This is a genomic window from Neobacillus cucumis (genome assembly GCF_023715505.1).
On the sequence record NZ_JAMBOH010000002.1, the window covers coordinates 132,917 to 158,668 of the forward strand.

The window sequence follows — 25,752 nt, forward strand, 5'->3', positions numbered from 1 at the left end:
CCCTAATGCACCATTTCTTGAATTCTATCAACCCGGAAAGCAGAGAGAAGTTGTTCATCCGGTCTACCTTCCAATAAATCAGCTACAAGCGTACCTGTAACAGGGCTTAATAAAATTCCGTTCCGGTAATGTCCGGCTGCAATGAACAAACCTTTCCAAAATGGATGTTCACCAATGTAGGGGAGGCCATCCCCTGTTTGCGGTCTAACACCTGCCCATACTCGCTCCCATGGGGCATCCATAATCTGAGGCACAAGTTGAACCGCTCTTTCTATCAGTCTTGCAATTCCGCCAGGTGTTACATTTTTATCAAATGAATGATCAACTTGGGTAGCCCCAATATAGATTTCACCATTGCGTTTTGGAACTAAATAGCAGCGTTTATCTGAAAAAATGGTTCTGTTAATGATGGGAGAATCCGTCTTTACAGAAAAACATTCACCTTTGACCGGATAAACAGTCATATCAATTCCTGTTTCAGCCATGAGCCTTGAAGCCCATGCGCCGGTTGCAAGGACTACCTGGTTACAATGGAAGTTTCCTAAGGTGGTTTTAACCCCGATGACTTTGTCTTGTTCATAGATAAATGAAAGGACTTCGGTATTTTCAAGGATTGTCGCCCCGAATTGTTCAGCTCCCTTTGCAAATGCTAGCGATAATTTTTCCGGTTGGACATGCCCGTCATTAGGAAGATACATCCCTCCGGCCACACTAGGGGAGAGGGAGGGTTCCAATTCTCGCAGACTATGAGAATCAAGCCATTCTATTTCTGGATCCCACTTTCGTTGGAAGGCTGCCTGTTGTTGAACTTCAGCTGCCATTTCTACTGTTTCGGCAATCTTAATCATCCCTTTTTGGATAAATTCAATATCAATCCCGGTTAGGTCTAATAACTCATGTGATAGGGCAGGAAACATGGCCTGACTTTTTAACGCAAGCTGAAAAAAGGGACCATCCTGTTCAATCTCTGCTTGTGCGGCCAGCATTCCGGCAGCTGCACTGGAAGCTTCACAGGCCAAATGGTTCTTCTCAATGATAACCACTCTTTTCCCCATCTTTGATAGTTGATAGGCAATCGAACTTCCGTTTATCCCACCGCCAATAATCACAACATCATATGAATTTTCCACTTTTTCCATCTCCATCTATTAATGCGTTAACATACGATTTTACTGCTGATAAAGGATCATGAGAATCTAAGACTCCTGACATCACTGCAATGCCGCTTGTACCAGCTTGGATAACTGGTTTCGTATTTTCAGGTGTGATCCCGCCAATCGCAATGACCGGAATATCCAGTTGGGTTATTCTTGTTAATTCCTCAATACCTTTTGGTGGCTTACCTGGTTTAGAGTGGGAAGGGTAGACGTGACCGAACAGCACGTAATCTGCACCATTTAGCTGGGCTTCTTCTCCTTCGTGATAAGAGTGAATGGAACTCCCTACCTTTAATTGCGGAAACGCTTTTTTTACTTTCCCTGATTCTAAACTGTGAAAGGCTAATTGGACCCCTAATACCTTTGTGATGAAAGCAACATCCACCCGGTCATTAATGATAATTTTTGAAAGGGGGATATCTTTAGAAAGCAGTTCAACCGCCTGAAAAAGTTCCCTTGCATTTTTTTGCTTTTCCCGTAAGTGAATCGACGTTATATAAGGATGAATATCGATTAATACCTCCCGTAACTGCTCGATTGGCATCTTACCGTTCGAAATAATATGTAACTCTTTTGCATTCGTTAAAATTTGGCGTCACCCCTTAAGAAGACTCCGCTTATTGAAACAAGTGAAAAACAAAAAAACCACTTTCTAATGTAAGAAAGTGGTTTGATTATTTGAAATGATATGCGTGCGCACTCAAATAGCCCGTTTTCCACTTCCCTACGCTGGTATTAACCAGATCAGGTTCATAGAGTCCCGAAGTAGCACTTCAATCTCAGCCCTTTAAAAAGGCACCTCTAGCGGATTAATTTCATATTAATTTGTAATAATTACCTTCATGTTTAATATTAACACCAGTGTTTGAAATGTCAAATAATTTTCTAAATTAAATCTTAATTAAATTCAATTTTTATGTTTTGCGACTTACCTAATTCTTTATGGTTTTGATCAAGCACATCACTCGTTTGAATTTCTAGCCATTGGATTTCAGGGGTTGATTTTTCAATAATAAACCCAAGTGCTCCTTGCTTTGAACCCTCAGGCTCTATTTCTCCGCCTAAATAGTCTATATAAAAGTCATCCTCGAAAGTTCTTGTCTCACTATTACTTGTAGTTAGATGAGCAACTGGTCCAAAATGTACTGTTTGATCTGATTTATTGACTAGCTCCACTTCCACCTTAATAAAATCAAATTCTTCATAGTCATCTGTGTAATAATGAAAGTAATCCATTAACGAATAGGTCGGCATATTGTGAATCAGTTTGACATTCTTGATTCTCATTTCAATCGGTCCAATAGCATAACTTTTATTTTGTGCGGCAATCTCTTTTAAGTTTATTGTCCCTTTACTATCTTTTATCGTTTGCCCTACTTGAAGGAGGTTGGTATCATCGGATACTTGTGGATTAGGGACATATATATCAGATAAAGTTTTAGCTCTACTTTTTTCATTATTTGAATTATCTTTCTGGTTGTCAGATACATGTTCTTGTTTTTCAGTTGCTTTTGCAGTAGGTTCTATATTTTGAACGGCATTACAGCCAAACAAGAAAAGAGGTAAAACAAGTATGAATGGTGTCAATATTTTCATAGGATGGTCACCTTTCAGATAAGATAGTAGGTTTCAAAAAAGTTCCCGTTGAACACCAAAGCCCAACGGGAAAAATAGGTATTTTTTTATCAATATTACTTGCCATTTTTTAAAATATCAAAGATATGTTTCGCTTGGTCCGTATTATCAATATTTCCAGCAAACAGGTTGCTGCCAGGGCCATATGCGTATACGTTGACGTCTTCACCCGTATGTCCGCCAGTTGTCCAGCCTGTCACGGAACGATTGTCAAAAATAGTCTCAATCGCATTATCAATAGTGGTAACGTTCTTAGATGCTGCAGCCTTCTTTACAGAATCAATTTCTTGAGATGTTAATTGTAAATTAACATAGTTTTTTAGTGTTTGTTCAACATCTGCCCCTTTGGAAATTTGTTCTGCCATAAAGTCAGGTGTACGTTCTGCTGCTGCAATCGGAGCTCCAAACCAGTTATAATCACCTCTGGCACCAATCGAGTATCCGCCGGTTGAATGGTCGGCTGTTGCGACAACTAGAGTATGCTTATCTTTTTTCGCAAATTCAATGGCCGCTTTAAAGGCCTTCTCAAAGTCTTCCATTTCACTCATCGCCGCCACAATGTCGTTATCATGTCCAGCCCAGTCAATTTGGCTTCCTTCTACCATTAAGAAGAACCCATTTTTATTTTGGCTTAATTTATTTAAGGCGGTTTCGGTCATGTCTTGTAATGAAGGCATGGAGGTTTCACGATCAAGCATTTTTGGCATTCCGCCTTGAGCAAATAATCCTAACATCCGAGAATTATTGTTTTTTAACATTTCTTCTTTATTAGTTACATAGGAGTAACCGTCTTTTTGGAATTCTTTTGTAAGGTCACGATCCTGACGAACAAAGTTGCTTAAGCCGCCGCCAAGCATGACGTCGATTTTATGGCCGCCATTAATCATTTCGTCGTAATAATCATCCGCAATGGCATTCATGTTTTTACGGCTGACATCATGGGCACCGTAAGAAGCAGGTGTGGCATGGGTAATTTCGGAAGTTGCAACCAATCCAGTTGATTTACCTTTTTCTTTCGCTGCTTCAAGAACCGTTTTTACAGAAGAACCGTCATTATCTACACCAATGGCCGCATTATAGGTTTTAATACCTGCTGACATTGCAGTTGCTGCGGCAGCCGAATCTGTCACGTTTTGATGCGGGTCCTCCGGATAGGTCTTTTGTTGTCCAATTAGATATTTATCAAATTCTGTTTGCTCGACTTCTTTAGTCGAGGGATTGTCCTTTAAATATCGATAAGCAGAAGTATAAGACACTCCCATTCCATCACCGATTAAGAAAATCACATTCTTAATTTCTGCATTGTTCTGTTTAACTTCCTTTGCTTCTACGTCATTATGTAGGGCTCCAAGCAGAGTCCCAAATGCTACCGTGGATAGTACTGCAACCGGTAAAATCTTCTTCTTTAAGACTTTTTTAAACAAAATGATAACCTCCTCCGATTTTTAATTAAAATTAATGAATTTTTCATCAAATTTTAATGGTTACTAGTAAACTATAAAGTGAAATTATTAATCTATTATGAATATAATGTAAAGATTGGTTTTAGTTTTATAGATGATGGTCTTAGTAAAAATGAAGAGGTTTTTGTTCGTTTGGTTCTTTAATAATAAGGCTGTGTTAATCTTGAATGTTGATTTCCACTCCAGGCGGCTTCGCTTTCCGCGGGCGTGCCGGGGGAGCCTCCTCGGCGCTTTAGCACCTGTGGGGTCTCCCCTGCCCCGTACTCCCGCAGGAGTCTTCGCCGCCTTCCGCTCCAATCAACGCTGAAAATCAACAATAACCATTAACACAGCCAATAATAAAAAGGGCATGGAAATTTTCCATGCCCTTTTGGTTATTAATAATGAACTTCTTTTTTAGTTTAAATCGTTAATTTGTATTAAATGAAAGTTTGGAGTATTCAACTAGAAGGATTTGATATCGGTTTTTCGTATCTTGGATTTCGCAATAATCTGAGGAGTATCGGTAAAGTAGTACATAATTTTTCCCGTTATATTGAACTAATTGGTCTTGCATGATACCACTCCTTTAAATGAACTTTATCTTTATGTAAAATAATAACCAATAGGGCTCTATCTTTGCCAAATACCCATGATAGACACTCTTGCCAGCCCCACTAATAATATATTAATTAAGAATTGTTAAGTAAATGCTAATTTAATGAAAAAGTTCTGTAAATTTTCATATAATCACTGCAAGAGGAGTAAATGTCCAATGAGGAGAAACATATTTTTAGAAGCAGTTTAAATTTAAAAAAATATTTTATTTTTACAAAAAAATAACAAGGATATTTATCATAGCTGACAAATTCTATATATTAAGAAAAGCAGGGGAAGGAAGTGAAGAGAATGAAACGCCAGAGAACTTTCTTTATTATGCATAACCTTATTTTTGAAGTCCAAAAGCCAGAAATAACCGTTAAGAAAATAAAAGTAGCAATGGTTAAAATAGAAAATGAGGAATATAAAGTCTTGAGAAAACAATTTGATGAAGAGGTTTTTAATATAGAAAGAAAATCTGGTGGATGGTTTATTACAGAGAAAGATAAGCCAATCTAAAATAGAAAGCAGTCATACAATAAAACAAATTATGTCTATGGAGTGATACACATAGCAGATTTATTAAAGGATATCGAACCATTACCTCAGGAGTTTTATGAACAGCCCACTCTTGAATTGGCAAAAGCATTACTCGGATGCCTTCTTATAAAAGAAACGAAGGAGGGTATAGCGGCGGGGTATATTGTGGAAACAGAGGCATACATGGGGCCGGCTGACAGGGCAGCACACAGCTATCAAAACAGGCGTACGAAAAGAACAGAGGTTATGTTCCATCGTTCCGGTCTTGCCTATACTTATGTAATGCATACTCACTGCCTTTTCAATGTAGTTAGCGGCGGTGAAGAAAAACCAGAAGCCGTTTTGATCCGTGCTCTTGAACCTGCGTTCGGTATTGAGTTAATGAAAATTAGAAGAGGTATTGAAGAACTAACAAAATTAACGAACGGCCCAGGCAAACTAACAAAATCAATGGGCATTTCAATGGAAGACTATAGCCGTACCCTGACCAGTCCACCTTTATATATTGCCAAAGGTATCTGCCCAAAAAACATATCATCCGGAAAAAGGATTGGAATTAACAACTCCGGTGAAGCCCGAGACTATCCTTGGCGTTTCTGGGTTACTAATAATAAATATGTTTCAAAACAACAAAAGACCTGATCCTACTGTTTCGACGAAGAGGATCAGGTTTTTTGTTCTAAAATGTATCCGTTTACATAAATTTCGAAGAAAGGAAACAGTTTGTTAATTAATGCCCAAAAGGAATATATGGGCTCTTTGGAACGTTAGAAACCTCGCATTATCCAAGGCTAAATATGAATGATATTCTTCACAACTCGATAACTCTTCGTAAATTTTATTTATGAATTACTAGAATGGGCCTTGAGAGAAACTGTGTATCAAGTATTAACGCTTTCCTAAATTATTTGTCAGATAATCTTACCATATAATGGAATGATGTGCATGTAAGGAAGATAATCAATCTAGGATTTTAAATTAAGACATATAATAGACATTTGGTTTTCCAGGGAAAAGCATTTTACAGGAAATCAACTGCATAAGAATTAACAAAAGTGTATTGCATACGCCAGAAAGAAATGAAAGGAGCAGACTATAGATTATGGTACATCAAAAAATTATAATCAGCGGCGAACGATTACAGGCCACACTTGAACGATTTGCAAATTTCGGACTCACAGAAAACAATGGTGTAACCCGTTTAGCTCTATCAGAAGAGGATCGCTTAGCAAGAGATTATTTTTGCTCTTGCTGTAAAGCGTTGGGGATGTCGGTCGAAATTGATGATATGGGGAATATTTATGCGACATTAGCAGGAATTGAAGAAAAGCCGCCGCTCGTAATTGGTTCCCATTTAGATTCCGTTAAAAAAGGTGGACGGTTTGATGGAGTATTAGGCGTAGTAGCTGGTTTAGAAGTTGCCCGTACTTTAGTTGAAAATAACATTAAGCCTCGTATTCCTCTCGTGATCGCCAATATCACAAATGAAGAAGGAGCTAGATTTGAACCATCCATGATGGCGTCAGGAGTATTGTCCGGTAAATTCGATAAAGCTGCAATGGTAAAGAAAAGAGACGTGGCTGGTATTTCTTTTGAAGAAGCGTTACATTCAATCGGCTACGCTGGCAAAGAGGAATCCCGTTTAAAAGAAGCAGCAGCATTCTTGGAATTACATATTGAACAAGGGCCGATTCTAGAACGGGAGTCCCTTTCAATTGGTGTAGTGGAATGTGTGCTTGGGATGGTTTGTTATGAAATTCAGATTACAGGGGAATCCGACCATGCTGGTACCACTCCAATGGATATGCGAAAGGATGCTCTCTTTGCTGCCAATAACTTGATCGGCGAAGCCCGTCAGAAGCTTAGTGCTCTTGATAAAGATTTAGTTTTTACAATGGGCCGAATGAATGTCCTTCCTAACATTCATACCGTTATTCCGAATAAAGTAGTTTTTTCATTAGAGGCTAGACATAAAGATCCATTTGTTATAAAGCAAGTTGAAGAAATTATCTTAGGTCTCAAACACTCTCAGGCTAATGAGGGCTGTGACATCCAAACTGAAAAATTGTGGGACCGCTCAACCGTAGTATTTGATGAAAAAATATGCGATTTATTAGAGAAATCTACTAAGTCATTAAACTACTCGTATAAAAGAATGGTGAGCGGTGCGGGTCATGATGCCCAATTCCTAGCAAGCTATATACCAACTGCCATGATCTTTGTTCCAAGTATCAATGGAAAGAGTCATTGTGAAGAGGAGCTTACCACCTGGGAGGATTGCGCAAAAGGAGTAAATGTCCTGTTAGAAACTGTACTCTCTTTTTAATGGATAATTTATTGAAATGAAGGAGGTTTTGGCAATTGAGTGCGGAAAATCATTCGAAAATATTGTTAGAAGATTTAAGTCTGAATTTTCAAGAAATAACTCCTGCATTAACAAAGCAGAAAGCAATGGAAGAGTCAAATCGCTGTCTTTACTGCTATGATGCACCATGTGTTAAAGCATGCCCAACTGGGATTGATATTCCATCATTTATCAAGAAAATTGCTTCTGGCAATTTAAAAGGATCGGCCAAAACCATTTTAACGGCAAATCCAATTGGAGCTAGCTGTGCGCGCGTCTGTCCAACGGAGGAATTATGTGAGGGTTCCTGCGTTTTGAACCATTCTACCAAGCCAATCATGATCGGTAACCTTCAGCGATATGCGACGGACTGGGCAATCCAAAATGAGCAATCCCTGTTTAGTCCTGGAAAGAAAAATGGGAAAAAGGTTGCAATTGTCGGCGGGGGACCAGCGGGCTTGTCGGCTGCAAGGGAACTAGCTTTGCTGGGTTATGAAGTTACTATTTTCGAAGCAGAGGAAAAGGCCGGAGGATTAAACACATATGGAATTGTGGCGTTTAGGCTCCCTCTCCACATCTCCTACTGGGAAGTGAAGCAAATCGAGAGCTTGAATGTAGAAATTCGAACAAACACGAGAGTAGGCAAAGATATTTCAGTACAAGAAATCTTGAGAACATATGATGCTATTATTCTCGCGATTGGCATGTCCAAAGTTCCAGAATTGGGGATAAGCGGCGAGGATTTATCAGGCGTATTTGACGCAATCGAATTTGTAAGAGAAACAAAAACAAAACCAATTTCAAGTCAACTTCTTGGAAAGAAGGTTGCCGTAATTGGTGCAGGAAACACCGCCATCGATGCAGCAACGAGTTCCGTTCGTCTCGGGGCCGTCAATGTCAAAATCCTTTACAGAAGAACATCGGAGGAAATGACCGCTTACGAATTTGAATATGATTTTGCTAAACAAGATGGGGTTGAATTTCGATGGCTTACGGCGCCAGTAAGGATTTTAGGCGATGAGCATGGGAATGTAAAGGGGATCGAATGTATCAAAATGGAGCTGGCAGAACCAGGGGGAGATGGACGCCGGAGTCCTGTTCCAATAAAAGGAACTGAATTTATCCTTGAAGTTGATGCCGTTATAAAGGCTAATGGTCAATCCAGATTTTTGGAACTGATCGAACAGTTTCATTTAGAGCATAACGGTGGAGTGGTGAAGATTAATCCATCTAATTATCAAACATCCAATCAAAAGGTGTTTGCCTGTGGAGATGTCATATTTGGAAAAGGACAACAGGGAGATGCAATGGTTGTTTCTGCCGTACAACAAGGGAAGGAAAGTGCCTATTCTATTCATCAATTACTTAGTCCTTCGATTGTTGAAACAGCATAGACTCACTAAATTAGAATAAAAAGGAGGTAGGATTATGGCGGATTTATCGATTAATTTAGCTGGAATAAAATCACCAAATCCATTCTGGTTAGCGTCAGCACCCCCGACAAACTCAGGATATCAAGTCCAACGCGCCTTTGAAGCAGGATGGGGCGGTGCCGTATGGAAGACACTGGGTGAGCCGATCATCAATACTTCTTCACGATTTGCAGCCGTCAGCTTTAATGGACAAAAAGTAGCCGGCTTTAACAATATCGAACTGATTACCGATCGCCCACTAGAGGTGAACCTTAAAGAAATAGCCGAAACTAAGAAGCGTTTCCCAAATCACACCATCATTGCCTCGTTAATGGTCGAGCCAAAACAAGAAAAATGGCATGAGATTGTAAAAAAAGTAGAAGCGGTGGGCGTAGATGGACTTGAATTAAACTTTGGGTGTCCTCATGGAATGGCAGAAAGAGGGATGGGATCTGCATCAGGGCAAGTACCGGCACTTGTTGAAAAACAAACATTTTGGGTAAAGGAAGTAGCTAAGACTCCAGTAATCGTAAAACTCACTCCGAATATAACCGATATTACGACTACAGCTGAGGCGGCGGTACGTGGTGGTGCAGATGCCGTTAGTATGATTAATACGATTAATAGTTTAGCAGGGGTCGATCTTGATACTTGGAACACCATTCCACATGTTGGCGGGAAGGGGGCCCACGGAGGGTACTGCGGGCCAGCGGTGAAACCAATTGCCTTACATATGGTCGGGGAATGTGCAAGAAACCCAAGGATCAATATCCCCATTTCTGGTATTGGGGGAATCTCAAACTGGCAAAATGCAGTCGAATTCATGTTAATGGGTGCAACCGGTGTCCAGGTTTGTACAGCTGCCATGCACCATGGCTTTAGGATCGTCGAGGATATGATTGATGGGTTAAATAACTATCTAGATGAAAAAGGTATCGCTTCTGTCATGGATGTTATTGGTAAATCTGTACCGAAATACTCGGACTGGGGCAACCTTGACTTGAACTATAGTATTGTTGCAAGAATCAATAATGATGTTTGCATTAATTGCAATAAATGCCATATTTCCTGCGAGGACACATCCCATCAATGTATCGATATGCTGAAAGATGAACAAGGAAACAGCATTCTTAAAGTAAGGGAAGAGGACTGCGTCGGCTGTAATTTATGTTCCATCGTCTGTCCGGTTGATGATGCAATTGACATGATTGAAGTACCAAGTGAACTTCCTCCAATGACATGGAATGAAAGACAAGCGGCACTCGGAGCACTTTCTTGTGAAACTGATATTGTAAAAAAATAAAGAGACTGAATTCTCAAATGAGACATGGAGGGTTAGCATGAAAAAAATCATTAAGAACGGAACCATTGTAACGGCAGCCGATACCTTTCGGGCCGATGTTTGTATTGAAAATGGGGTTGTTACTCAAATTGGAGCGAATTTACCCGCCGTTGGAGCAGAAGTGATTGATGCAAAAGGCTGTTACCTGTTCCCTGGTGGTGTCGATCCACACACCCATCTCGATATGCCGTTTGGCGGAACGGTTACAAAGGATGACTTTGAAACAGGTACGATTGCCGCTGCTTTTGGCGGAACCACAACGATCATTGATTTCTGCTTAACTACAAAAGGGAAAACACTAAAAAGTTCCGTCGATACTTGGCATGCCAAATCAAAAGATAAAGCGGTAATTGATTATGGTTTCCACCTTCAAATTGTAGAAATGAATAATGAAAAACTTGCCGAGCTGCCTAAAATGATTGAAGAAGAGGGTATCACCTCCCTTAAAGTATTTATGGCTTATAAAAATCAGTTCCAAGCCGATGACGAAACACTATTCAAAACATTGATTGCCGCAAGCGACCTTGGCGCCCTCGTCATGGTTCATGCGGAAAATGGTGATGTGATTGATTATTTAGTCAAAAAAGCCTTGGAAGAAGGAAATACTGATCCCATTTATCATGCCCTGACAAGGCCGCCAGAAGTGGAAGCGGAAGCAACTGGAAGAGCCGCCACATTAACAGGACTGGCAAAATCTCAACTTTATGTGGTCCATGTATCTTGTGCGGAAGCTGCCCGTAAAATTGCCGAAGCTAGGAGCAAAGGCGTCGATATCTGGGGAGAAACTTGTCCACAGTATTTGGTTTTGGATCAATCCTACTTAGAAAAGCCAAATTTTGAAGGAGCAAAATACGTATGGTCTCCGCCTTTACGTGAGAAATGGAATCAAGCCGAGTTATGGAATGGCTTAAAAACAGGACAATTGCAGACCTTAGGTTCTGATCAATGCTCCTTTGACTTTGTTGGTCAAAAGGACCTTGGGAAAGGTGATTTTTCAAAAATTCCGAATGGAGGACCCATCATCGAGGACCGTGTTAGTATACTTTTCTCCGAGGGGGTTAAGAAAGGACGAATTTCGATTAATCAGTTTGTCGATATTACTTCCACAAAAGCCGCTAAGTTATTTGGTTTGTATCCCAAAAAAGGAACCATTGCGATTGGTGCAGATGCTGACATTGTTATTTTTGATCCAACTGTGGAACGTGTCATCTCGGCTGAAACGCACCATATGGCTGTTGATTATAATGCATTCGAAGGAATGAAAGTAACTGGAGAACCAGTATCCGTCCTTTCACGTGGTGAATTTGTTATCCGTGAAAAACAGTTTGTTGGAAAACCAGGTGCAGGACAATTTTTAAAACGTGCGAAGTATAGATCCGATAAAAAGTCCGAACAAGAAAATACTCTAACATTTTAAGAGATTGCAAGAGAAGCCGGGTTATGGAAAGATGGATTTTACCCCTTCTCTAATAAACTAGAGGAAGGAGTAAAGGAATAATGTCCGAATATCAACAGTTTCTAAAAGAACGGGATTTAGTTGATTATTACATTCAGAAAGGTTTTCAAATTAAAACGATTACGGAAAATTTAAGCGGAGCATATGTTTATTTTGAAAAAAAGGACAGCAATGGCTCAAAGGAAACGGAAACAATTCACTTATTAACTCCTGCGGCCCGAAAGTATTTTTCCGTTAGATTGATTCAACAACAAAATTGTCAACCTTGAAAGTGACAGAAAGATTGGCATAATCTGATTAAAAATAAGGAGGGAATGACAATTTTTACACAAGGAATCAAGCGTTTAAAGAACTACATTGGAGGAGAATGGGTCGACTCAAGATCTGATCAAACAGAATTTGTAGTCAATCCAGCAACTGGCCAGACAATAGCGGAGATCCCGCTTTCTACAAAGGAAGATGTCGATCAGGCAGTTGAGGTTGCGAAAGAGGCCTTTAAAACATGGTCCCAGACAGCAGTTCCAAAACGGGCACGAATTTTATTTAAGTATCAGCAGCTCCTTGTTGATCATTGGGATGAACTGGCCAAGCTTGTCACGATTGAAAATGGGAAGGCCCTGTCTGAAGCTATGGGCGAGGTGCAGCGTGGAATAGAGTGTGTAGAATTTGCTGCTGGTGCCCCATCATTAATGATGGGTAAACAGCTGCCTGATATCGCTACAAATATCGAATCAGGAATGTATCGCTATCCTCTGGGAGTGGTAGGCGGGATCACTCCATTCAATTTTCCCATGATGGTTCCATGTTGGATGTTCCCGATTGCGATTGCGTGTGGAAATACATTTGTATTAAAACCTTCAGAACGGACACCACTCCTAGCGGCTCGCTTAGTAGAATTAATGGCTGAAGCGGGCCTGCCAGACGGAGTCCTTAATCTTGTCAATGGTGCCCATGATGTTGTCAATGGACTGCTCGAACATAAAGATGTCAAAGCGATTTCTTTTGTCGGTTCCCAGCCTGTTGCCGAATATGTTTATAAAAAAGCAACTGCAAATCTGAAGCGGGTCCAATCCCTGTCGGGTGCCAAAAATCATTCAATCGTATTAAAAGACGCAAACCTGGATCTTGCCGCAAAAGAAATTACTAATGCAGCCTTTGGATCAGCTGGAGAACGTTGTATGGCAGCCGCTGTTGTAGCGGTGGAAGAAAGTATTGCCGATGAATTGGTCAAGCGATTATCTATTTTAGCGAATGAAATAATCATCGGGAATGGTCTTGCTGATGGTGTTTTCCTGGGACCAGTCATCCGTGAAGGGAATAAGACAAGGACTATAGACTATATCGAGTCCGGTATTGCTCAAGGTGCTACCCTGGTGCGAGACGGTCGTAAGGCTGAAGCCATTAATGGACCAGGCTACTTCGTTGGACCTACTATTTTTGATAATGTTAAGAAAGATATGAAAATCTGGCAGGAGGAACTTTTTGCACCGGTTCTCTCGATTGTTAGAGTAAAAGGTTTAACGGAAGCCATTGATGTTGCCAATTCTTCTCGATTCGCGAACGGTGCCTGCCTGTACACCGACAGTGCCTCAGCCGTGCGTCAGTTCCGTGAAACAATTGATGCAGGGATGCTTGGGGTTAATGTTGGGGTGCCAGCCCCAATGGCCTTCTTCCCATTTTCTGGTTACAAAGATTCATTCTATGGTGATTTACATGCAAATGGTACAGACGGCGTCGAATTTTATACGAGGAAGAAAATGCTGACTGCTCGTTATGGATAGGATGAGGGAAACCAATGTTAAGGTTACAAACAGAGTTAAAACTTTCGAAACAGAAAGGACGAGATGAATGTCCATAATTAAAAATGAAGCAGAAGAACTGCTTGAAAAAGACCGGCAATATTTATGGCATCATATGTCTCCATATAAAGAAAAAGCAGCCCCAACCGTCGCAGTAGAAGGAAAGGGTTCCTGGATTACGGACATGAATGGTAAAAAATACTTAGATGCCATGTCTGGATTATGGTGTGTAAATGTGGGATACGGAAGAGAAGAGTTAGCCCAGGCCGCGTACGAACAATTAAAAAGCCTTCCCTATTTCCCTCTTTCACAAAGTCATATCCCGGCCATCCAGCTAGCAGAGAAATTAAATGAGTGGCTAGAAGGGGATTATGTCATCTTTTTTTCCAACAGTGGCTCCGAAGCAAATGAGACCGCTTTTAAAATTGCCCGTCAATACCACCAGCAAAATGGGGAACCAACTCGTTATAAATTTATTTCACGTTATCGAGCCTATCATGGGAATTCAATGGGGGCTTTGGCAGCCACTGGGCAGGCAGTTCGGAAATTTAATTACGAACCACTTGCTCCAGGTTTTATCCATGTTAGCCCGCCAGATAGTTATCGTCGTCCAGAAGGGCAGACGGTTGAACAATTTAATCTGCAATGCGCTTTAGAAATAGAAAAAACTATCATATGGGAAGGCAAGGAGTCCATTGCGGCGATCATTATGGAACCAGTCATCACTGGGGGAGGTGTGCTGGTACCAGATCCTATTTACATGGAAAAAGTAAAGGGAATCTGCCAAAAGTATGGAGTCCTCCTTATAATGGATGAGGTGATTTGCGGCTTTGGCCGAACGGGGAAAAAATTTGGTCATATGCACTTTGACCTTAAACCTGATATTGTCACAATGGCGAAGGGGCTTACCAGCGGTTATCTTCCACTATCGGCCACTGCTGTTCGCCGTGATTTATACGAAAGATTCAAGAGTGCAGATGAATTTGGTTATTTCCGGCATGTCAACACGTTTGGCGGAAACCCTGCCGCATGTGCGGTAGCACTAAAAAATATAGAAATCTATGAAAAAGAAAATTTAGTAGAGCGTGCTCAAGCTTTAGGTGCACAGTTAAGGCAAGGACTAAATGAATTAAGTAATCATCCGCTTGTTGGTGATATTCGCAGTTTTGGTCTGCTGCTAGGGATTGAACTAGTTGAAAACAAACAAACCAAGGAGCCAGTAGCTCCTGCTAAAATTGATCAGATTATCGCCGAATGTAAGAATAAGGGATTGATTATTGGTAAAAACGGGGCAACGGTTGCAGGATATAATAATATTCTTACGCTTTCACCACCATTATCCTCAACAGACGAAGATTTAGAGTTTATTGTGAAAACGTTAAGAGAAGTTATTTATAAGGTAAATTAAGTCATTGTAAGCTAGGGATATTTATGTATCTCTTTGAAAATAAATAGAACTCAATCTCATCGGGATGCGTCTCCTAAAGGTAAGTTACTATAATTGTTTAACCAATAGAAATCTAAAGGGACTTAACTCCGCGGTTAAGTCCCTTTTATCAATTAATTAGCATATTTCTCTAAAAAATATGCTGAGAATCAATACTCACTTCCTTCAATATTTTAATGGGTTTTTATGTCGAGAAGGATTATCTACTAATCCTTTTAGTTCGACTTTAAAAAAATATGAAGTTTTTGGATCCGTTATGGACAAACCTTATCCACACCCCCTCATGATTAAAGTAGGTTGGTTCCGATCACCTGGACCGATAAAATCTAATGCGGCAGGAGAGAATACCTTAACTTTTCTTTTACCGGCCTCCGAAAGAATTCGGATTGGATTAATAACTACTATAGTCTGAAAGATACTGTCTCCTGAGAAGATCTCCTTTTTGGCAATCCTGTTAAAGATAGCCTTATATTTATTACCGAGAGTTTTCACAGCTACATGGTCATTCGTTTTCTCCTTATGTTGCCATGATTCTTGCTCTAACTGTAAAACAACTTCTTCAATCATAGCGACGATTCCGATTTCACGTTTATTTAACATCAAAATGAAGTTAAATCCTGTTTCCGATTTCTTTTGTACAATTTCCACTTCATCTGTAATAACCGTGACGAAATCCTCTTTTGTGTGTGAGTCCTGAGCGTTTTCTTTTTGTTTAATGACACGATAATAAGCCTTTGCACCAATTCCCTCGTCAGTGAAGTCAAATGGTTTTATACTTTGTGATCGGACAAAGTAAATTTGTTTAACCTTTTGCTTACTGTTTAATTGGACACATAAAGCCACATCCTCTTTGGCCACATTTCCCTCACCGTTTGAGAGCATCGGGACATTCATTTCCATTCCTGGAAATTGAACGAATATGTAGCTGAAGTTTTTCTTTGGCTGTAAATCTGAAAGTCTCATTCACTCACAACCTTTCCGATTCATTACAAGGGTATTTTCCTTGTAAGAGTATAATTCCATATCTTTTTTCATCTTCCTCTATAAGTATGAGGAGTTTTCATCGTCACTTTCTTGTGAAATGCGGGGCTTCCTCCTATTTGTTGAGTTTTTATGAGTAAATCTTCTATCGAAAAACAAAGAAGGAATATTTTTTGTCGTTAGATTGAAAGGCCCTTTTTTATTGTTTGAGGATTTTTTTAATAAATTAATAGAATTTGTTAATCAATAATAAAAATTATTCCATCAGCCAATCTATTGCCAGTTAAAGATTTTAAATGATAGTATGAATACCAATAAACCTATATGTTTACTAGGATTTTAGGAAGGAGAAGATAAATGAAAAAAATTAGTTTGAATACCTATATGAAGTTTATAGCACCATGGATTTTACCTGTACTAATGATTTTGATTTGGCAGGTTTTTACATCTGCAGGACTTATAGCCAAAGATACATTGCCTGCACCAACAGATATATTGGACAGTGCCTTTCGCATTTTCGGGACAGGTGAGTTGTTTACCCATATTCAAGTAAGCTTTAGCCGTGCATTTTCAGGATTTTTAATTGGAGGAGGGCTCGGCCTTATTCTTGGTGTTGTCAATGGGGTATTTCCAATAGCTGAACGGCATGTAGATACCACTATTCAAATGTTTCGGAATATTCCGCATTTAGCGCTAATCCCTCTAGTCATTCTATGGTTAGGAATTGGAGAGGAAGCAAAAATCTTTTTAGTATCAATCGGCGTGTTTTTTCCGATATACGTTAATACCTATTATGGGATTATCTCAGTTGACAAAGGGCTCATTGAAATGGGAAAAGTCTATGGCTTACCGAGGAGCAAGCTGTTGATCAGAGTGATTTTTAAAGGAGCTCTTCCATCTGTACTGGTGGGTGTACGTTATGCCCTAGGTATTATGTGGTTAACATTAATTGTGGCGGAAACAGTTGCTGCTGATTCTGGGATTGGATATATGGCCATGCACGCCCGTGAATTTATGCAAATAGATGTGGTTATTGTGGCCATTCTACTCTACGCAATTCTTGGAAAGCTTGCAGACTCTGCAGCAAGATTATTGGAATCTAAATTATTGAAGTGGAATCCGAGTTATAACAAGTCGTAAATAAAGGGGAGAAAGCGTAATGGATATAAAACAGGGAGGCATAAAGTTAGAAATAATAAATTTAACAAAAACTTTTGGAACAGTTGACGTACTAAAAGGGATTAATTTAGAGATAGCTCCTGGTGAGTTTGTGGCCATTGTAGGACAAAGTGGATGTGGAAAAAGTACATTATTGAGGCATATTGCTGGGTTAGAGCAAGCCAGTAGTGGTGAAATCCTTCAAAATAATGAAAGTCTATCTTCCTTAAATAAAATGGCACGTTTTATGTTCCAAGATGCACGTCTTCTTCCATGGGAAAAAATAGTGGCAAATGTGGGAGTGAGCTTAGGTCTAACAGGTAATTGGAAGGAAGAGTCTTTACTTGCATTACAGCAAGTGGGCCTAAAAAGTCGAGCAAATGATTGGCCAACCGTTTTATCAGGAGGGCAGCGTCAAAGAGTTGCGCTTGCACGAGCATTAGCAACAAAACCAAAATTGCTTTTATTAGACGAGCCGCTTGGGGCACTAGATGCATTGACAAGAATTGAAATGCAGGAATTAATAGAAGGAATTTGGAAAACACATCAGTTTACTGCCGTTTTAGTTACTCATGATGTAGCGGAGGCCATTACTCTTGCTGATCGTGTTGTATTAATCGAAGATGGAAAAATTGCAATGGATTTACAAATTCCATTATCAAGACCTCGTGAAAGGGGAAGCAGTGCCTTTTGGAGATTAGAAGGAAAAGTCTTATCTCGTGTCATGAGAAGAGAGTACCAATCACTAAAACAAGTTCAATCTTAGGTTTATGAGAAAAATTTAGAAAGAAAAAGGGGAAATTGATTATGGATTTTTTTTACAAAAGTCACAGAATTCACAAAAGGAAATGGTACTTGCCTATTCTGTTTGCAGTCATTATTTCCATCATTTCGGGCTGTGGTAATGACAAAGCAAAAGAGGCAGATGCAAATGGTAAAGTAGACCTTTCAGATGTGACTCTAGTGCTCGGTGATCAAGCGGGATTAACGAAATCAAAAGTGGAAGCATCCAAAGTTTTAGAAGGAACGCCATATAAAGTGAAATGGGCGAGCTTTCAAGGGGCTGCTCCATTATTTGAGGCAGTTAAATCAGGATCAGTAGATACGGCTCCTGCTGGAGATACTCCTATCCTAACAGCAGCTGCCTCCGGAGTTCCAATAAAAATTATAGCAACGAGTGTTTCTTCCACTGAGTCACTTGGTATTCTTGTTCAAAACGGTTCTGCAATTAAGACAGTTAAAGATCTAAAAGGGAAGACCATTGTAATTTCTTCTGCTCAAGGAAGTATTGCACAGCATTTAGTGATTGAGGCTTTAAAAGAAGAAGGGCTTACCACAAAGGACGTTACGATTAAATTTGTTTTGCCAACAGATGCAGCTGCTGCATTTAAGGCTGGTGAAATTGAAGTATGGGGTACATTTGACCCATATATGACCATTGCCGTAAACACTGGAGCACGTGTGTTAAGAACTGGGAAAGGTATTAGCAGCGGGGTAGGTTTCCTTACTGTTTCAGAAGAAGCTCTTAAAGATCCAGGAAAAAAAGAGGCATTAAAAGATGTGGTAAAACGGTTCGAAAAGGCTTGGGAATGGGAGCATGATAATAAGGATGAATACGTAAAACTTTACTCGAAAATAACAGGCTTATCGGAAGATGTTTCTAGAGAGATTAACAGGAAAGTAAATTCTAAATTCCGCCCAGTTTCAGAAAGTGATATCCAAGCTGTTCAAAAGGTGGCAGATTCATTTGAAGAGGCGGGCGTCCTTCAAAAATCTGTTAATGTTTCTGATCTGGTTGATAATGAGATTTTTGCAAAATAAAAAAATGTAAAAAGTATTTAGCTACTATTACATAAAGGAGAACTGATACATGGTTAAACAACTACAAAACTATCAATATGCGAAGTATCTCCCTTCCTCTCCTTCAATCGGAGGGACAACAGTTACGGATCCATTCCATGTGCATTTATCATTTGGATATCCTAGTACTCATTTGTTTCCTATAGCTGAACTAAATCATGCTGCATCAAATGCAATACTGAATCATGGGACACAGGCCCTCCACTATTCTGGTGGGGATGGTCCAAGAAAGATAATTGAATGGATTAGGAATCGATCGAAGATAAGGTCTATTTATGTAAAGAATAAGCAAATTATAACCACTGCAGGTGCGATGCAGGCCATTGATTTGGCGGCCAAAGTGCTTGTAAATCCTGATGATGAAGTTTGGGTAGAGGGCCCGACATATTTCAATGCCCTTCAATCATTTAGAATGGCTGGTGCTAAGATAAAATCGTTTCCGATTGATAAACAAGGAGTTCAGGTCGATTTAATAGAGGAGACACTTGTAAAGGCTAGGCAGTTAAATAAGAAGATACCCAAGTTATTCTATTGTATGCCAAATTTCCACAATCCAAGCGGGGTAAGTCTTTCACTGGAAAGAAGACAAAGGCTGGCACAATTAGCGAATGAGTACAACTTTTATATTCTGGAGGACGATGCCTATTCTGAATTGAGTTTTAAGAACAGTTATCCCCCTGCCATTTATTCTTTTGCGGAAGAAAGGGTCATTTATGTAGGAACCTTTTCAAAAATTATTGCCCCAGGTATAAGGTTAGGATGGATTATTGCGAATGATGAGGTTTTGCAAAATATTCACTTACTAATGCTAGGAAGTCAAACGAGCCCTTTCACCCAACAAATAATTGCAAGTTTATTAGAAGGAATTTCTTTTGAGGATCATTTAGAACAATTGATTTCAACGTATCGCCAAAAAAGGGATATTATGATCGAAAGTATCGAAACGTTTTTCGGTGATGATGTAACTTTCGATATTCCAGAGGGTGGATTTTTCCTTTGGCTTAGTTTCCGTCCAGAAGTGGTTACAACAAATTTTGCAGATGAGGCATTTCGAAGAGGAGTAAGTATAGTCGAAGGAAAGTCCTTTTTTGAAACGAATCAAGGTTCAAATCAACTAAGACTTTGCTTTTCCTATTGTAATGAAGAGCAAATAAGACGTGGGATAAAAATACTGGCAGAGTCTTATTATGCTCATTATCGATAAAAACAATCACTTGAAGCATCACTTTGTTATTAAATTGACAAATACGACTTGTAATAAAGAGGAGGCAAAAAGGATGTTTACTATTAATACACCTGAAAAATATATTAATGAAGAAAATAGTATTTTATTGGTAGGAAAATATATTTCCGAAATTAGTAAAATAGCGATTGTAATAGGAGGTAAAAAGGCATTAGAACAAGCAGGCCCAAATTTATTTACAAGTTTAGATGAAGCTGGCATTTCCTATCAAACCGAATTGTTTTCTGGGTATTGTACAAAACAAGCTATTGAAAAATATACTTTACTTACAAAACAGGCAAAGGCAGGTATTGTGATTGGAGTAGGAGGTGGAAGGGTACTCGACACAGTTAAGGCAGTTGCAGAAAACGTTGATCTACCAGTTGTGACCATTCCAACTATTGCAGCAACATGCGCAGCTTGGTCAGCCCTGTCCGTTGTCTATAACGAAAATGGGGCGGTTACAGAATTTATTTCATTAAATAAATCTCCGAAATTGATTTTAGTAGATCCGAAAATCATTGTGGAAGCACCGGTAAGATATTTACAGGCAGGTATTGCAGATACCATTGTGAAGTGGTATGAGTTTGTACCATATGTCAGAAATGAGGAATATGATTTCGCTTTGCAAATTTCTTTAAACTCAGCCAAACTAGCATTAACCATTCTTGATGAAAACTCTCTGCAAGCAATTGACGCCAATAAAGAAGGACGCGTTACCCGGTCTTTTAAGGAAGTGATAAATGCGATCATCGCCTTGGCTGGTTTAGTTGGAAGTTTAGTGGGAGAAAGACATAAAACGGCGATAGCACATTCCATTCATAATAGTATGACCTACCTTTCAGATACACATGGAAGTCTTCATGGAGAGAAAGTGATATTTGGATTGATTGCTCAATTTATTTTAGAGGGTAAACCACAGTCAGAAATAAATGATTTAATTACAAAGCTTAATAAATATAATCTGCCTGTCTCTCTAAAACAGCTGGGTTTAGAAGACAATTTAGGAAAAAAAATAAACGAAATAGCAACCCGTGTAAAAGTAAACTCAGATGATGTAGACAGTTTATCATTTGATGTAAACAATCAATTGATTGAAAATGCGATAAAAAAGGCGAATGAGATAGGGGAAAAGAGTTTGAATGTAACAGCTATATAAGTTGACTTCCGGTTACCCCATGTAAGTGGGTGTAAAGCGGTTTTTAATACAAAGAATGGAGAGGAGGAAAAGCGAATGAAAAGTGATCTTATTAGTAATATTATTGTAGAAGAATTAGCGGAAGAAGAAAAAGGAAACGTGCAAGAATTATTGATTGCTAGCTATCAACAGTATGAACATTCCTTTTCAGATCCTGAGTTTTGGAAAGGATATCTGGAGGATATAAAGACGTCTCTTGATAATCCGCATGTAGATCGGATTTTAGTTGCAAAGCAAGGTTCAGATATATTAGGCACAGTTCAGCTCTTTAAAACAGCAGAAAAAGCATATAAGAGAATGGAGGTTCCTATCTATGATCCTTTTATCCGATTGCTCGCTGTTCATCCAAAAGCAAGGGGACGCGGGATAGCAATAGAACTATTAAAAGCATGTGTAAATTATGCAAAAGAAATAGAAGCTAAATCTATTTATTTATTCACAGGCAATGAAATGGCCAAAGCCATTCGCCTCTATGAATGGTTTGGGTTTAAGAGAGATTTTACAAGAGAATTTGTGAATGATGATAACTCTCCCAAATGCTATCGATTTGATATAAGATTTGGAGAAAAATTAGATTAAAATATTTTCCCTTTCCCTTTAAGTAGACCGTGTAACAGTCCATGATATCACATTGGATTTTTTACACCTGCTAAAGGGGATTTTTTTGTTTGAAAGGGGATTCGATAGATATACCGATATTTGTAAATGATAAAAATGAATATTCTAACAACATTTTATAGACTTGCTGTTCATTTATATATTAAAATGTAATTTATAATTATTATTTTAGAAATATCGGATGGAATTATGATTTTGGTATTGTTAATAAGTATTCAGTTAAGTTAGATTAATTTAAGAGTAATATTCAGAAAATTACAAACCAGTAAGAAAACACATTATATTAAGTTGAATAACCTCTTTACCTAAATATTTCGTCTAGATGGTCATACTATTAATTTTTACTTGGAGGAAGATTATGAACTTTGTTAGTACACGCGGAAATGTAAGTAAAATTGGATTTATTGATACTGTTTTAATGGGTCTGGCAAATGATGGGGGACTTCTAGTGCCAGAGAAAATCCCACATATCCCAGCGGAGAAGTTAGAGGCAATGTCTAATCTCACTTATCAGGAATTAGCTTATGAAATTTTTTCCTATTATGTTGATGGTGAAATTCCAGACAACGAGCTGAAGGCTTTAATCGAGAAAAGCTATGCAACCTTCCGCCATCCAGAGGTAACACCTGTTCATAAGGTTAAGGATAATATGTATGTGCTCGAACTGTTTCATGGTCCAACCTTTGCTTTTAAAGATATTGCTCTGCAATTCTTAGGAAATTTATATTCCTACGTGTCAAAGAAGACAGGTGAAACCATTCATATTCTTGGAGCTACATCAGGTGATACGGGTGCCTCCGCCATCGAGGGTGTTAGAGGAAAAGAAGGTATTCGCATTTGTATTTTGCACCCACATGGTAAAGTGAGTAAGGTGCAAGAATTACAAATGACGACTGTTGATGATAAAAGTGTCTTAAATTTAGCCATTAAAGGAACATTTGACGATGGTCAGCGAATCATCAAGGAATTGTTTGCAGATGTAGAATTTAAAAACAAATATCATCTTCGCGCGATTAATTCTATTAACTTTGTTCGTATCTTGGCACAGACTGTTTATTATTTCTATGCGTATTTCCAAGTTCAAAAGGAGAAAGGCATAAACAGTGTTAACTTTAGCGTGCCGACTGGAAACTTTGGTGATATCTTTGCCGGTTATCTTGCCAAGAAGATGGGTCTTCCTGTTGGAAAACTAATCGTTGCAACAAATGAAAATAATATTTTAGAAGGTTTTATCCAAAATGGGGTTTACAAGCCTGGTAAGTTCCGCAGCACTTATAGCCCTTCAATGGATATTCAGGTAGCCAGCAACTTTGAGCGCTACCTATATTATCTGCTTGATGAAAATCCTAATGCCGTTTCTGAATTGATGGAAACATTCAAGACTGAAGGGGAAATCGTTGTGAACGAGGAGCTTCTAAAGCAGGTTCAAAAGGATTTTGCTGCACATGGGGTTGAAGGGGAAGAATGCTTGCAAACGATCAGCAAATACTATGCTGAAACAAGCTATTTATTAGACCCACATACTGCTTGTGGTGTGGCTGCATACGAAACGTTTAATGATCCGAGAGAAGTTTGCGTCGCTCTGGCCACAGCTCACCCGGCAAAATTTAATGAATCGATTGAGCGTTGTGACATTGATCAAACATTCCCTGAGGAAATCAATCAATTGTTTGAAAAATCACAGTACCTAGAAGTTGTTGAAGCTGACAAAGACGAAATCACTCGGAAGTTAGAAAAGCTGTTTAGTTATTCAGTTCAATAAACCTAGAATTAGATTAATATATTTCCTTAAAGTTATCCTCTTACGTTTTTTAGCGTAAGGGGATTTTTATTGTACTAAATCATTGTAAACAACTTGCATAAAAACTTTATATTTCTTTTGTGCATTTTGCCCATTTATTGAAAGATTAAAATAACTTAAACTTTAACAGATGAAAAGCGCTTTCATGTGCTATGTGAATTCTTATTTACATAAACTAATCGTTTTTTAACTATTAAGAAGACCGGCGGGATGATATGAAATTAGTTAAGGAAATTCTTCGTTTGGCCATTCCATCAATTGCAACTTTCTCATCGATGACCGTTACAGGTTTGCTAATCCTGATGATTGTTGGAAAGTTGGGGGCTACAGCAATTGCAGTCGTAGGGATCACCAATGTTTTAATGTACAATTTATGGGCATTGTTTTCTGGTAATCAAGGAGCCATCAATTATTTGGTTGCTCAAAACTATGGTTCAAGAAATATGAAGCTGGGCAATCAGCGAATGCAAATAGCCTTGATCTTAGCGGCTTTACAAGCCATTCTCTTATTTGTTGCTAGTTATGTTATCCCACATTTTATTCTAGAAGTCATGGGTTCAAACGCAGCAATTATAAAGCTTGGGGTTCCATATGTTCAAGTGCGTATGTTTGCGATGATGTTCACTGTTTTTAATATTATTTTTTATGCGTATATGAGGGCAACGGGTGATACTCGTACACCAATGAATATCTCTTTAATTAACAGCGCGTTAGTGGTGTTCTTAACCTATGTATTAGCATATGGAAAGATTGGTTTTCCAAACTTAGGATTACAAGGGGCAGGCTGGAGTATGGTCGTAGCTGAAGGAATTACGTTTCTCCTCAATCTGCTTGTTTATTTCCGATTCCTAAACGAAAAATATTTTACTCGTTCCTGGATTCCGATTGAGAGGCATCAGGTTCAATTGCTTCTGATTGAGAGTTCGAAACTAGGAATTACAGAGTTGTCCAATAGTATGGGTATGCTAGTGTTTACCGCTTGTATCACTCGGCTTGGTACAGTGGCGATTGCAGCCAATGAAATTGCCCTAAACATTCTGTCCTTTGGGTTTATGCCAGCAAATGGATTTGGTGCTGCGTCTACCGTTGGTATTGGGCAGGAGATCGGCAAAGGGCGACCGATGGAAGCGAAACGGTTTGGCTTGGTAACCGTTTACCTTGGTTTAGGGTTTATGTTTTTGATTTCAATCATATTGTTTGTTTTTGCCTTACCAGTTGCCAAATTGTACACCGCAGATTCTGCCGTGTATTTAACATCTGTTTCCCTGATCCATTTAGCTTCGTTCATTTTATTGTTTAGCGGATCAGGTATTATTCTTGCAGGCGGGCTTAGGGGAGTAGGAGATACAACCTTCTTGTCTCGAACTTCTTTATTGTTAAACTGGATTTTCTTTGTTCCGTGCACTATTTTGTTAACTCAAGTTTATCATCTTGGACAGACGGGTGCTTGGACCGCTTTTTGCAGTTTAATCATTTTTCAATGTATTACAAATGCTTGGCGATTTAAGTCTTACAATTGGACATTGGCAAAGAGCAAATCATCTACTATTGCTCAAAGCAAGTCGGTTAACGTTTAAAATTTGCGGCGATGAATGTCATATTTCGATTACCATAAATGATATCCCCTCATGCTATTTAGTAATAGCGTAAGGGGATTTTTTTATTTCCCCATAATTACTTTTGACAATTCTATAATTGAAAGATAAGTTAATTAAAAGAATATAAGTGAAAAGGAAAAAC

General features: G+C 39.0%; 23 protein-coding genes and 1 riboswitch. Of the genes, 17 read left to right on the top strand and 6 right to left on the bottom strand.

Going from position 1 to position 25,752, the window contains the following annotated elements:
* Nucleotides 1-2 precede the first annotated feature (2 nt).
* The 5 genes from thiO to M3226_RS03350 all read right to left on the bottom strand — a co-directional run bounded on the left by thiO (nt 3) and on the right by M3226_RS03350 (nt 4,811).
* A complete protein-coding gene (gene thiO, locus M3226_RS03330; RefSeq protein ID WP_251562569.1) occupies nt 3-1,130 on the bottom strand; it encodes a glycine oxidase ThiO in 1,128 nt (375 codons plus the stop codon).
* Nucleotides 1,114-1,701 carry a thiamine phosphate synthase gene (locus M3226_RS03335; protein ID WP_251562571.1) on the bottom strand — a complete coding sequence of 196 codons (588 nt, stop codon included), beginning with the start codon at nt 1,699-1,701 and terminating at the stop codon, nt 1,114-1,116. The genes thiO and M3226_RS03335 overlap by 17 nt, the downstream gene beginning before the upstream one ends.
* A gap of 160 nt (nt 1,702-1,861) precedes the next feature.
* Nucleotides 1,862-1,970: riboswitch (TPP riboswitch) on the bottom strand.
* An 84-nt stretch (nt 1,971-2,054) separates the two neighbouring features.
* Nucleotides 2,055-2,753 carry a DUF4352 domain-containing protein gene (locus M3226_RS03340; RefSeq protein WP_251562573.1) on the bottom strand — a complete coding sequence of 233 codons (699 nt, stop codon included), beginning with the start codon at nt 2,751-2,753 and terminating at the stop codon, nt 2,055-2,057.
* A gap of 95 nt (nt 2,754-2,848) precedes the next feature.
* Nucleotides 2,849-4,216: an alkaline phosphatase gene (locus tag M3226_RS03345; protein ID WP_251562575.1), complete on the bottom strand. Its 1,368-nt coding sequence runs from the start codon at nt 4,214-4,216 to the stop codon at nt 2,849-2,851.
* 448 nt (nt 4,217-4,664) lie between these two features.
* Nucleotides 4,665-4,811: a hypothetical protein gene (locus tag M3226_RS03350; RefSeq protein WP_251562577.1), complete on the bottom strand. Its 147-nt coding sequence runs from the start codon at nt 4,809-4,811 to the stop codon at nt 4,665-4,667.
* Nucleotides 4,812-5,134: 323 nt separating this feature from the next.
* On the opposite strand from M3226_RS03350, the gene M3226_RS03355 reads away from it, so the two are divergent.
* The 9 genes from M3226_RS03355 to M3226_RS03395 all read left to right on the top strand — a co-directional run bounded on the left by M3226_RS03355 (nt 5,135) and on the right by M3226_RS03395 (nt 15,135).
* Complete coding sequence (locus M3226_RS03355) at nt 5,135-5,353, top strand: hypothetical protein (protein ID WP_251562578.1); 219 nt, start codon at nt 5,135-5,137, stop codon at nt 5,351-5,353.
* A gap of 51 nt (nt 5,354-5,404) precedes the next feature.
* Entirely contained in the window at nt 5,405-6,016 is a 612-nt protein-coding gene (locus M3226_RS03360) for a DNA-3-methyladenine glycosylase (protein ID WP_251563209.1), read from the top strand.
* A gap of 460 nt (nt 6,017-6,476) precedes the next feature.
* Nucleotides 6,477-7,700 carry a Zn-dependent hydrolase gene (locus M3226_RS03365; protein ID WP_251562580.1) on the top strand — a complete coding sequence of 408 codons (1,224 nt, stop codon included), beginning with the start codon at nt 6,477-6,479 and terminating at the stop codon, nt 7,698-7,700.
* A 35-nt stretch (nt 7,701-7,735) separates the two neighbouring features.
* Nucleotides 7,736-9,112: an NAD(P)-dependent oxidoreductase gene (locus M3226_RS03370; RefSeq protein WP_251562583.1), complete on the top strand. Its 1,377-nt coding sequence runs from the start codon at nt 7,736-7,738 to the stop codon at nt 9,110-9,112.
* Nucleotides 9,113-9,146: 34 nt separating this feature from the next.
* Nucleotides 9,147-10,433, top strand: coding sequence for an NAD-dependent dihydropyrimidine dehydrogenase subunit PreA (preA, locus tag M3226_RS03375; RefSeq protein ID WP_251562585.1), 1,287 nt, complete (start codon nt 9,147-9,149; stop codon nt 10,431-10,433).
* Between the two features lie 37 nt (nt 10,434-10,470).
* Entirely contained in the window at nt 10,471-11,889 is a 1,419-nt protein-coding gene (gene hydA / locus M3226_RS03380; protein ID WP_251562587.1) for a dihydropyrimidinase, read from the top strand.
* An 80-nt stretch (nt 11,890-11,969) separates the two neighbouring features.
* A complete protein-coding gene (locus M3226_RS03385; protein WP_251562589.1) occupies nt 11,970-12,197 on the top strand; it encodes a hypothetical protein in 228 nt (75 codons plus the stop codon).
* 45 nt (nt 12,198-12,242) lie between these two features.
* Nucleotides 12,243-13,709: a CoA-acylating methylmalonate-semialdehyde dehydrogenase gene (locus M3226_RS03390; RefSeq protein ID WP_251562591.1), complete on the top strand. Its 1,467-nt coding sequence runs from the start codon at nt 12,243-12,245 to the stop codon at nt 13,707-13,709.
* A 67-nt stretch (nt 13,710-13,776) separates the two neighbouring features.
* Nucleotides 13,777-15,135, top strand: coding sequence for an aspartate aminotransferase family protein (locus M3226_RS03395; RefSeq protein WP_251562593.1), 1,359 nt, complete (start codon nt 13,777-13,779; stop codon nt 15,133-15,135).
* A gap of 306 nt (nt 15,136-15,441) precedes the next feature.
* On the opposite strand, the gene M3226_RS03400 is transcribed toward M3226_RS03395, so the two are convergent.
* Nucleotides 15,442-16,137 (bottom strand): hypothetical protein, encoded by a 696-nt coding sequence (locus M3226_RS03400; RefSeq protein ID WP_251562595.1) that lies wholly within the window; start codon nt 16,135-16,137, stop codon nt 15,442-15,444.
* 375 nt (nt 16,138-16,512) lie between these two features.
* On the opposite strand from M3226_RS03400, the gene M3226_RS03405 reads away from it, so the two are divergent.
* The 8 genes from M3226_RS03405 to M3226_RS03440 all read left to right on the top strand — a co-directional run bounded on the left by M3226_RS03405 (nt 16,513) and on the right by M3226_RS03440 (nt 25,589).
* A complete protein-coding gene (locus tag M3226_RS03405) occupies nt 16,513-17,295 on the top strand; it encodes an ABC transporter permease subunit (RefSeq protein ID WP_251562597.1) in 783 nt (260 codons plus the stop codon).
* Between the two features lie 19 nt (nt 17,296-17,314).
* Nucleotides 17,315-18,079, top strand: coding sequence for an ATP-binding cassette domain-containing protein (locus tag M3226_RS03410; RefSeq protein WP_251562599.1), 765 nt, complete (start codon nt 17,315-17,317; stop codon nt 18,077-18,079).
* Between the two features lie 41 nt (nt 18,080-18,120).
* Nucleotides 18,121-19,134 (top strand): ABC transporter substrate-binding protein, encoded by a 1,014-nt coding sequence (locus M3226_RS03415; RefSeq protein WP_251562601.1) that lies wholly within the window; start codon nt 18,121-18,123, stop codon nt 19,132-19,134.
* A gap of 49 nt (nt 19,135-19,183) precedes the next feature.
* On the top strand, nt 19,184-20,377 hold the full coding sequence (locus M3226_RS03420) for an aminotransferase-like domain-containing protein (RefSeq protein WP_251562603.1): 1,194 nt from the start codon (nt 19,184-19,186) through the stop codon (nt 20,375-20,377).
* Nucleotides 20,378-20,450: 73 nt separating this feature from the next.
* A complete protein-coding gene (locus tag M3226_RS03425; RefSeq protein WP_251562605.1) occupies nt 20,451-21,554 on the top strand; it encodes an iron-containing alcohol dehydrogenase family protein in 1,104 nt (367 codons plus the stop codon).
* A 75-nt stretch (nt 21,555-21,629) separates the two neighbouring features.
* Nucleotides 21,630-22,172: a GNAT family N-acetyltransferase gene (locus M3226_RS03430; protein WP_251562608.1), complete on the top strand. Its 543-nt coding sequence runs from the start codon at nt 21,630-21,632 to the stop codon at nt 22,170-22,172.
* Between the two features lie 397 nt (nt 22,173-22,569).
* Nucleotides 22,570-23,973 (top strand): threonine synthase, encoded by a 1,404-nt coding sequence (gene thrC / locus M3226_RS03435; protein ID WP_251562610.1) that lies wholly within the window; start codon nt 22,570-22,572, stop codon nt 23,971-23,973.
* Nucleotides 23,974-24,227: 254 nt separating this feature from the next.
* Complete coding sequence (locus M3226_RS03440; protein WP_251562611.1) at nt 24,228-25,589, top strand: MATE family efflux transporter; 1,362 nt, start codon at nt 24,228-24,230, stop codon at nt 25,587-25,589.
* Nucleotides 25,590-25,752 lie beyond the last annotated feature (163 nt).

Excerpts from the sequence above, each read along its gene's own strand:
- M3226_RS03385 (WP_251562589.1), top strand. The coding sequence starts at position 11,970 with ATGTCCGAATATCAACAGTTTCTAAAAGAACGGGATTTAGTTGATTAT.
- M3226_RS03425 (WP_251562605.1), top strand. The coding sequence starts at position 20,451 with ATGTTTACTATTAATACACCTGAAAAATATATTAATGAAGAAAATAGT.
- M3226_RS03420 (WP_251562603.1), top strand. The coding sequence starts at position 19,184 with ATGGTTAAACAACTACAAAACTATCAATATGCGAAGTATCTCCCTTCC.
- thrC (WP_251562610.1), top strand. The coding sequence starts at position 22,570 with ATGAACTTTGTTAGTACACGCGGAAATGTAAGTAAAATTGGATTTATT.
- M3226_RS03430 (WP_251562608.1), top strand. The coding sequence starts at position 21,630 with ATGAAAAGTGATCTTATTAGTAATATTATTGTAGAAGAATTAGCGGAA.
- M3226_RS03415 (WP_251562601.1), top strand. The coding sequence starts at position 18,121 with ATGGATTTTTTTTACAAAAGTCACAGAATTCACAAAAGGAAATGGTAC.
- M3226_RS03340 (WP_251562573.1), bottom strand. The coding sequence starts at position 2,753 with ATGAAAATATTGACACCATTCATACTTGTTTTACCTCTTTTCTTGTTT.
- M3226_RS03440 (WP_251562611.1), top strand. The coding sequence starts at position 24,228 with ATGAAATTAGTTAAGGAAATTCTTCGTTTGGCCATTCCATCAATTGCA.
- M3226_RS03400 (WP_251562595.1), bottom strand. The coding sequence starts at position 16,137 with ATGAGACTTTCAGATTTACAGCCAAAGAAAAACTTCAGCTACATATTC.
- preA (WP_251562585.1), top strand. The coding sequence starts at position 9,147 with ATGGCGGATTTATCGATTAATTTAGCTGGAATAAAATCACCAAATCCA.
- M3226_RS03410 (WP_251562599.1), top strand. The coding sequence starts at position 17,315 with ATGGATATAAAACAGGGAGGCATAAAGTTAGAAATAATAAATTTAACA.
- M3226_RS03335 (WP_251562571.1), bottom strand. The coding sequence starts at position 1,701 with ATGCCAATCGAGCAGTTACGGGAGGTATTAATCGATATTCATCCTTAT.
- M3226_RS03405 (WP_251562597.1), top strand. The coding sequence starts at position 16,513 with ATGAAAAAAATTAGTTTGAATACCTATATGAAGTTTATAGCACCATGG.
- M3226_RS03350 (WP_251562577.1), bottom strand. The coding sequence starts at position 4,811 with ATGCAAGACCAATTAGTTCAATATAACGGGAAAAATTATGTACTACTT.
- hydA (WP_251562587.1), top strand. The coding sequence starts at position 10,471 with ATGAAAAAAATCATTAAGAACGGAACCATTGTAACGGCAGCCGATACC.
- M3226_RS03395 (WP_251562593.1), top strand. The coding sequence starts at position 13,777 with ATGTCCATAATTAAAAATGAAGCAGAAGAACTGCTTGAAAAAGACCGG.
- M3226_RS03390 (WP_251562591.1), top strand. The coding sequence starts at position 12,243 with ATGACAATTTTTACACAAGGAATCAAGCGTTTAAAGAACTACATTGGA.
- M3226_RS03365 (WP_251562580.1), top strand. The coding sequence starts at position 6,477 with ATGGTACATCAAAAAATTATAATCAGCGGCGAACGATTACAGGCCACA.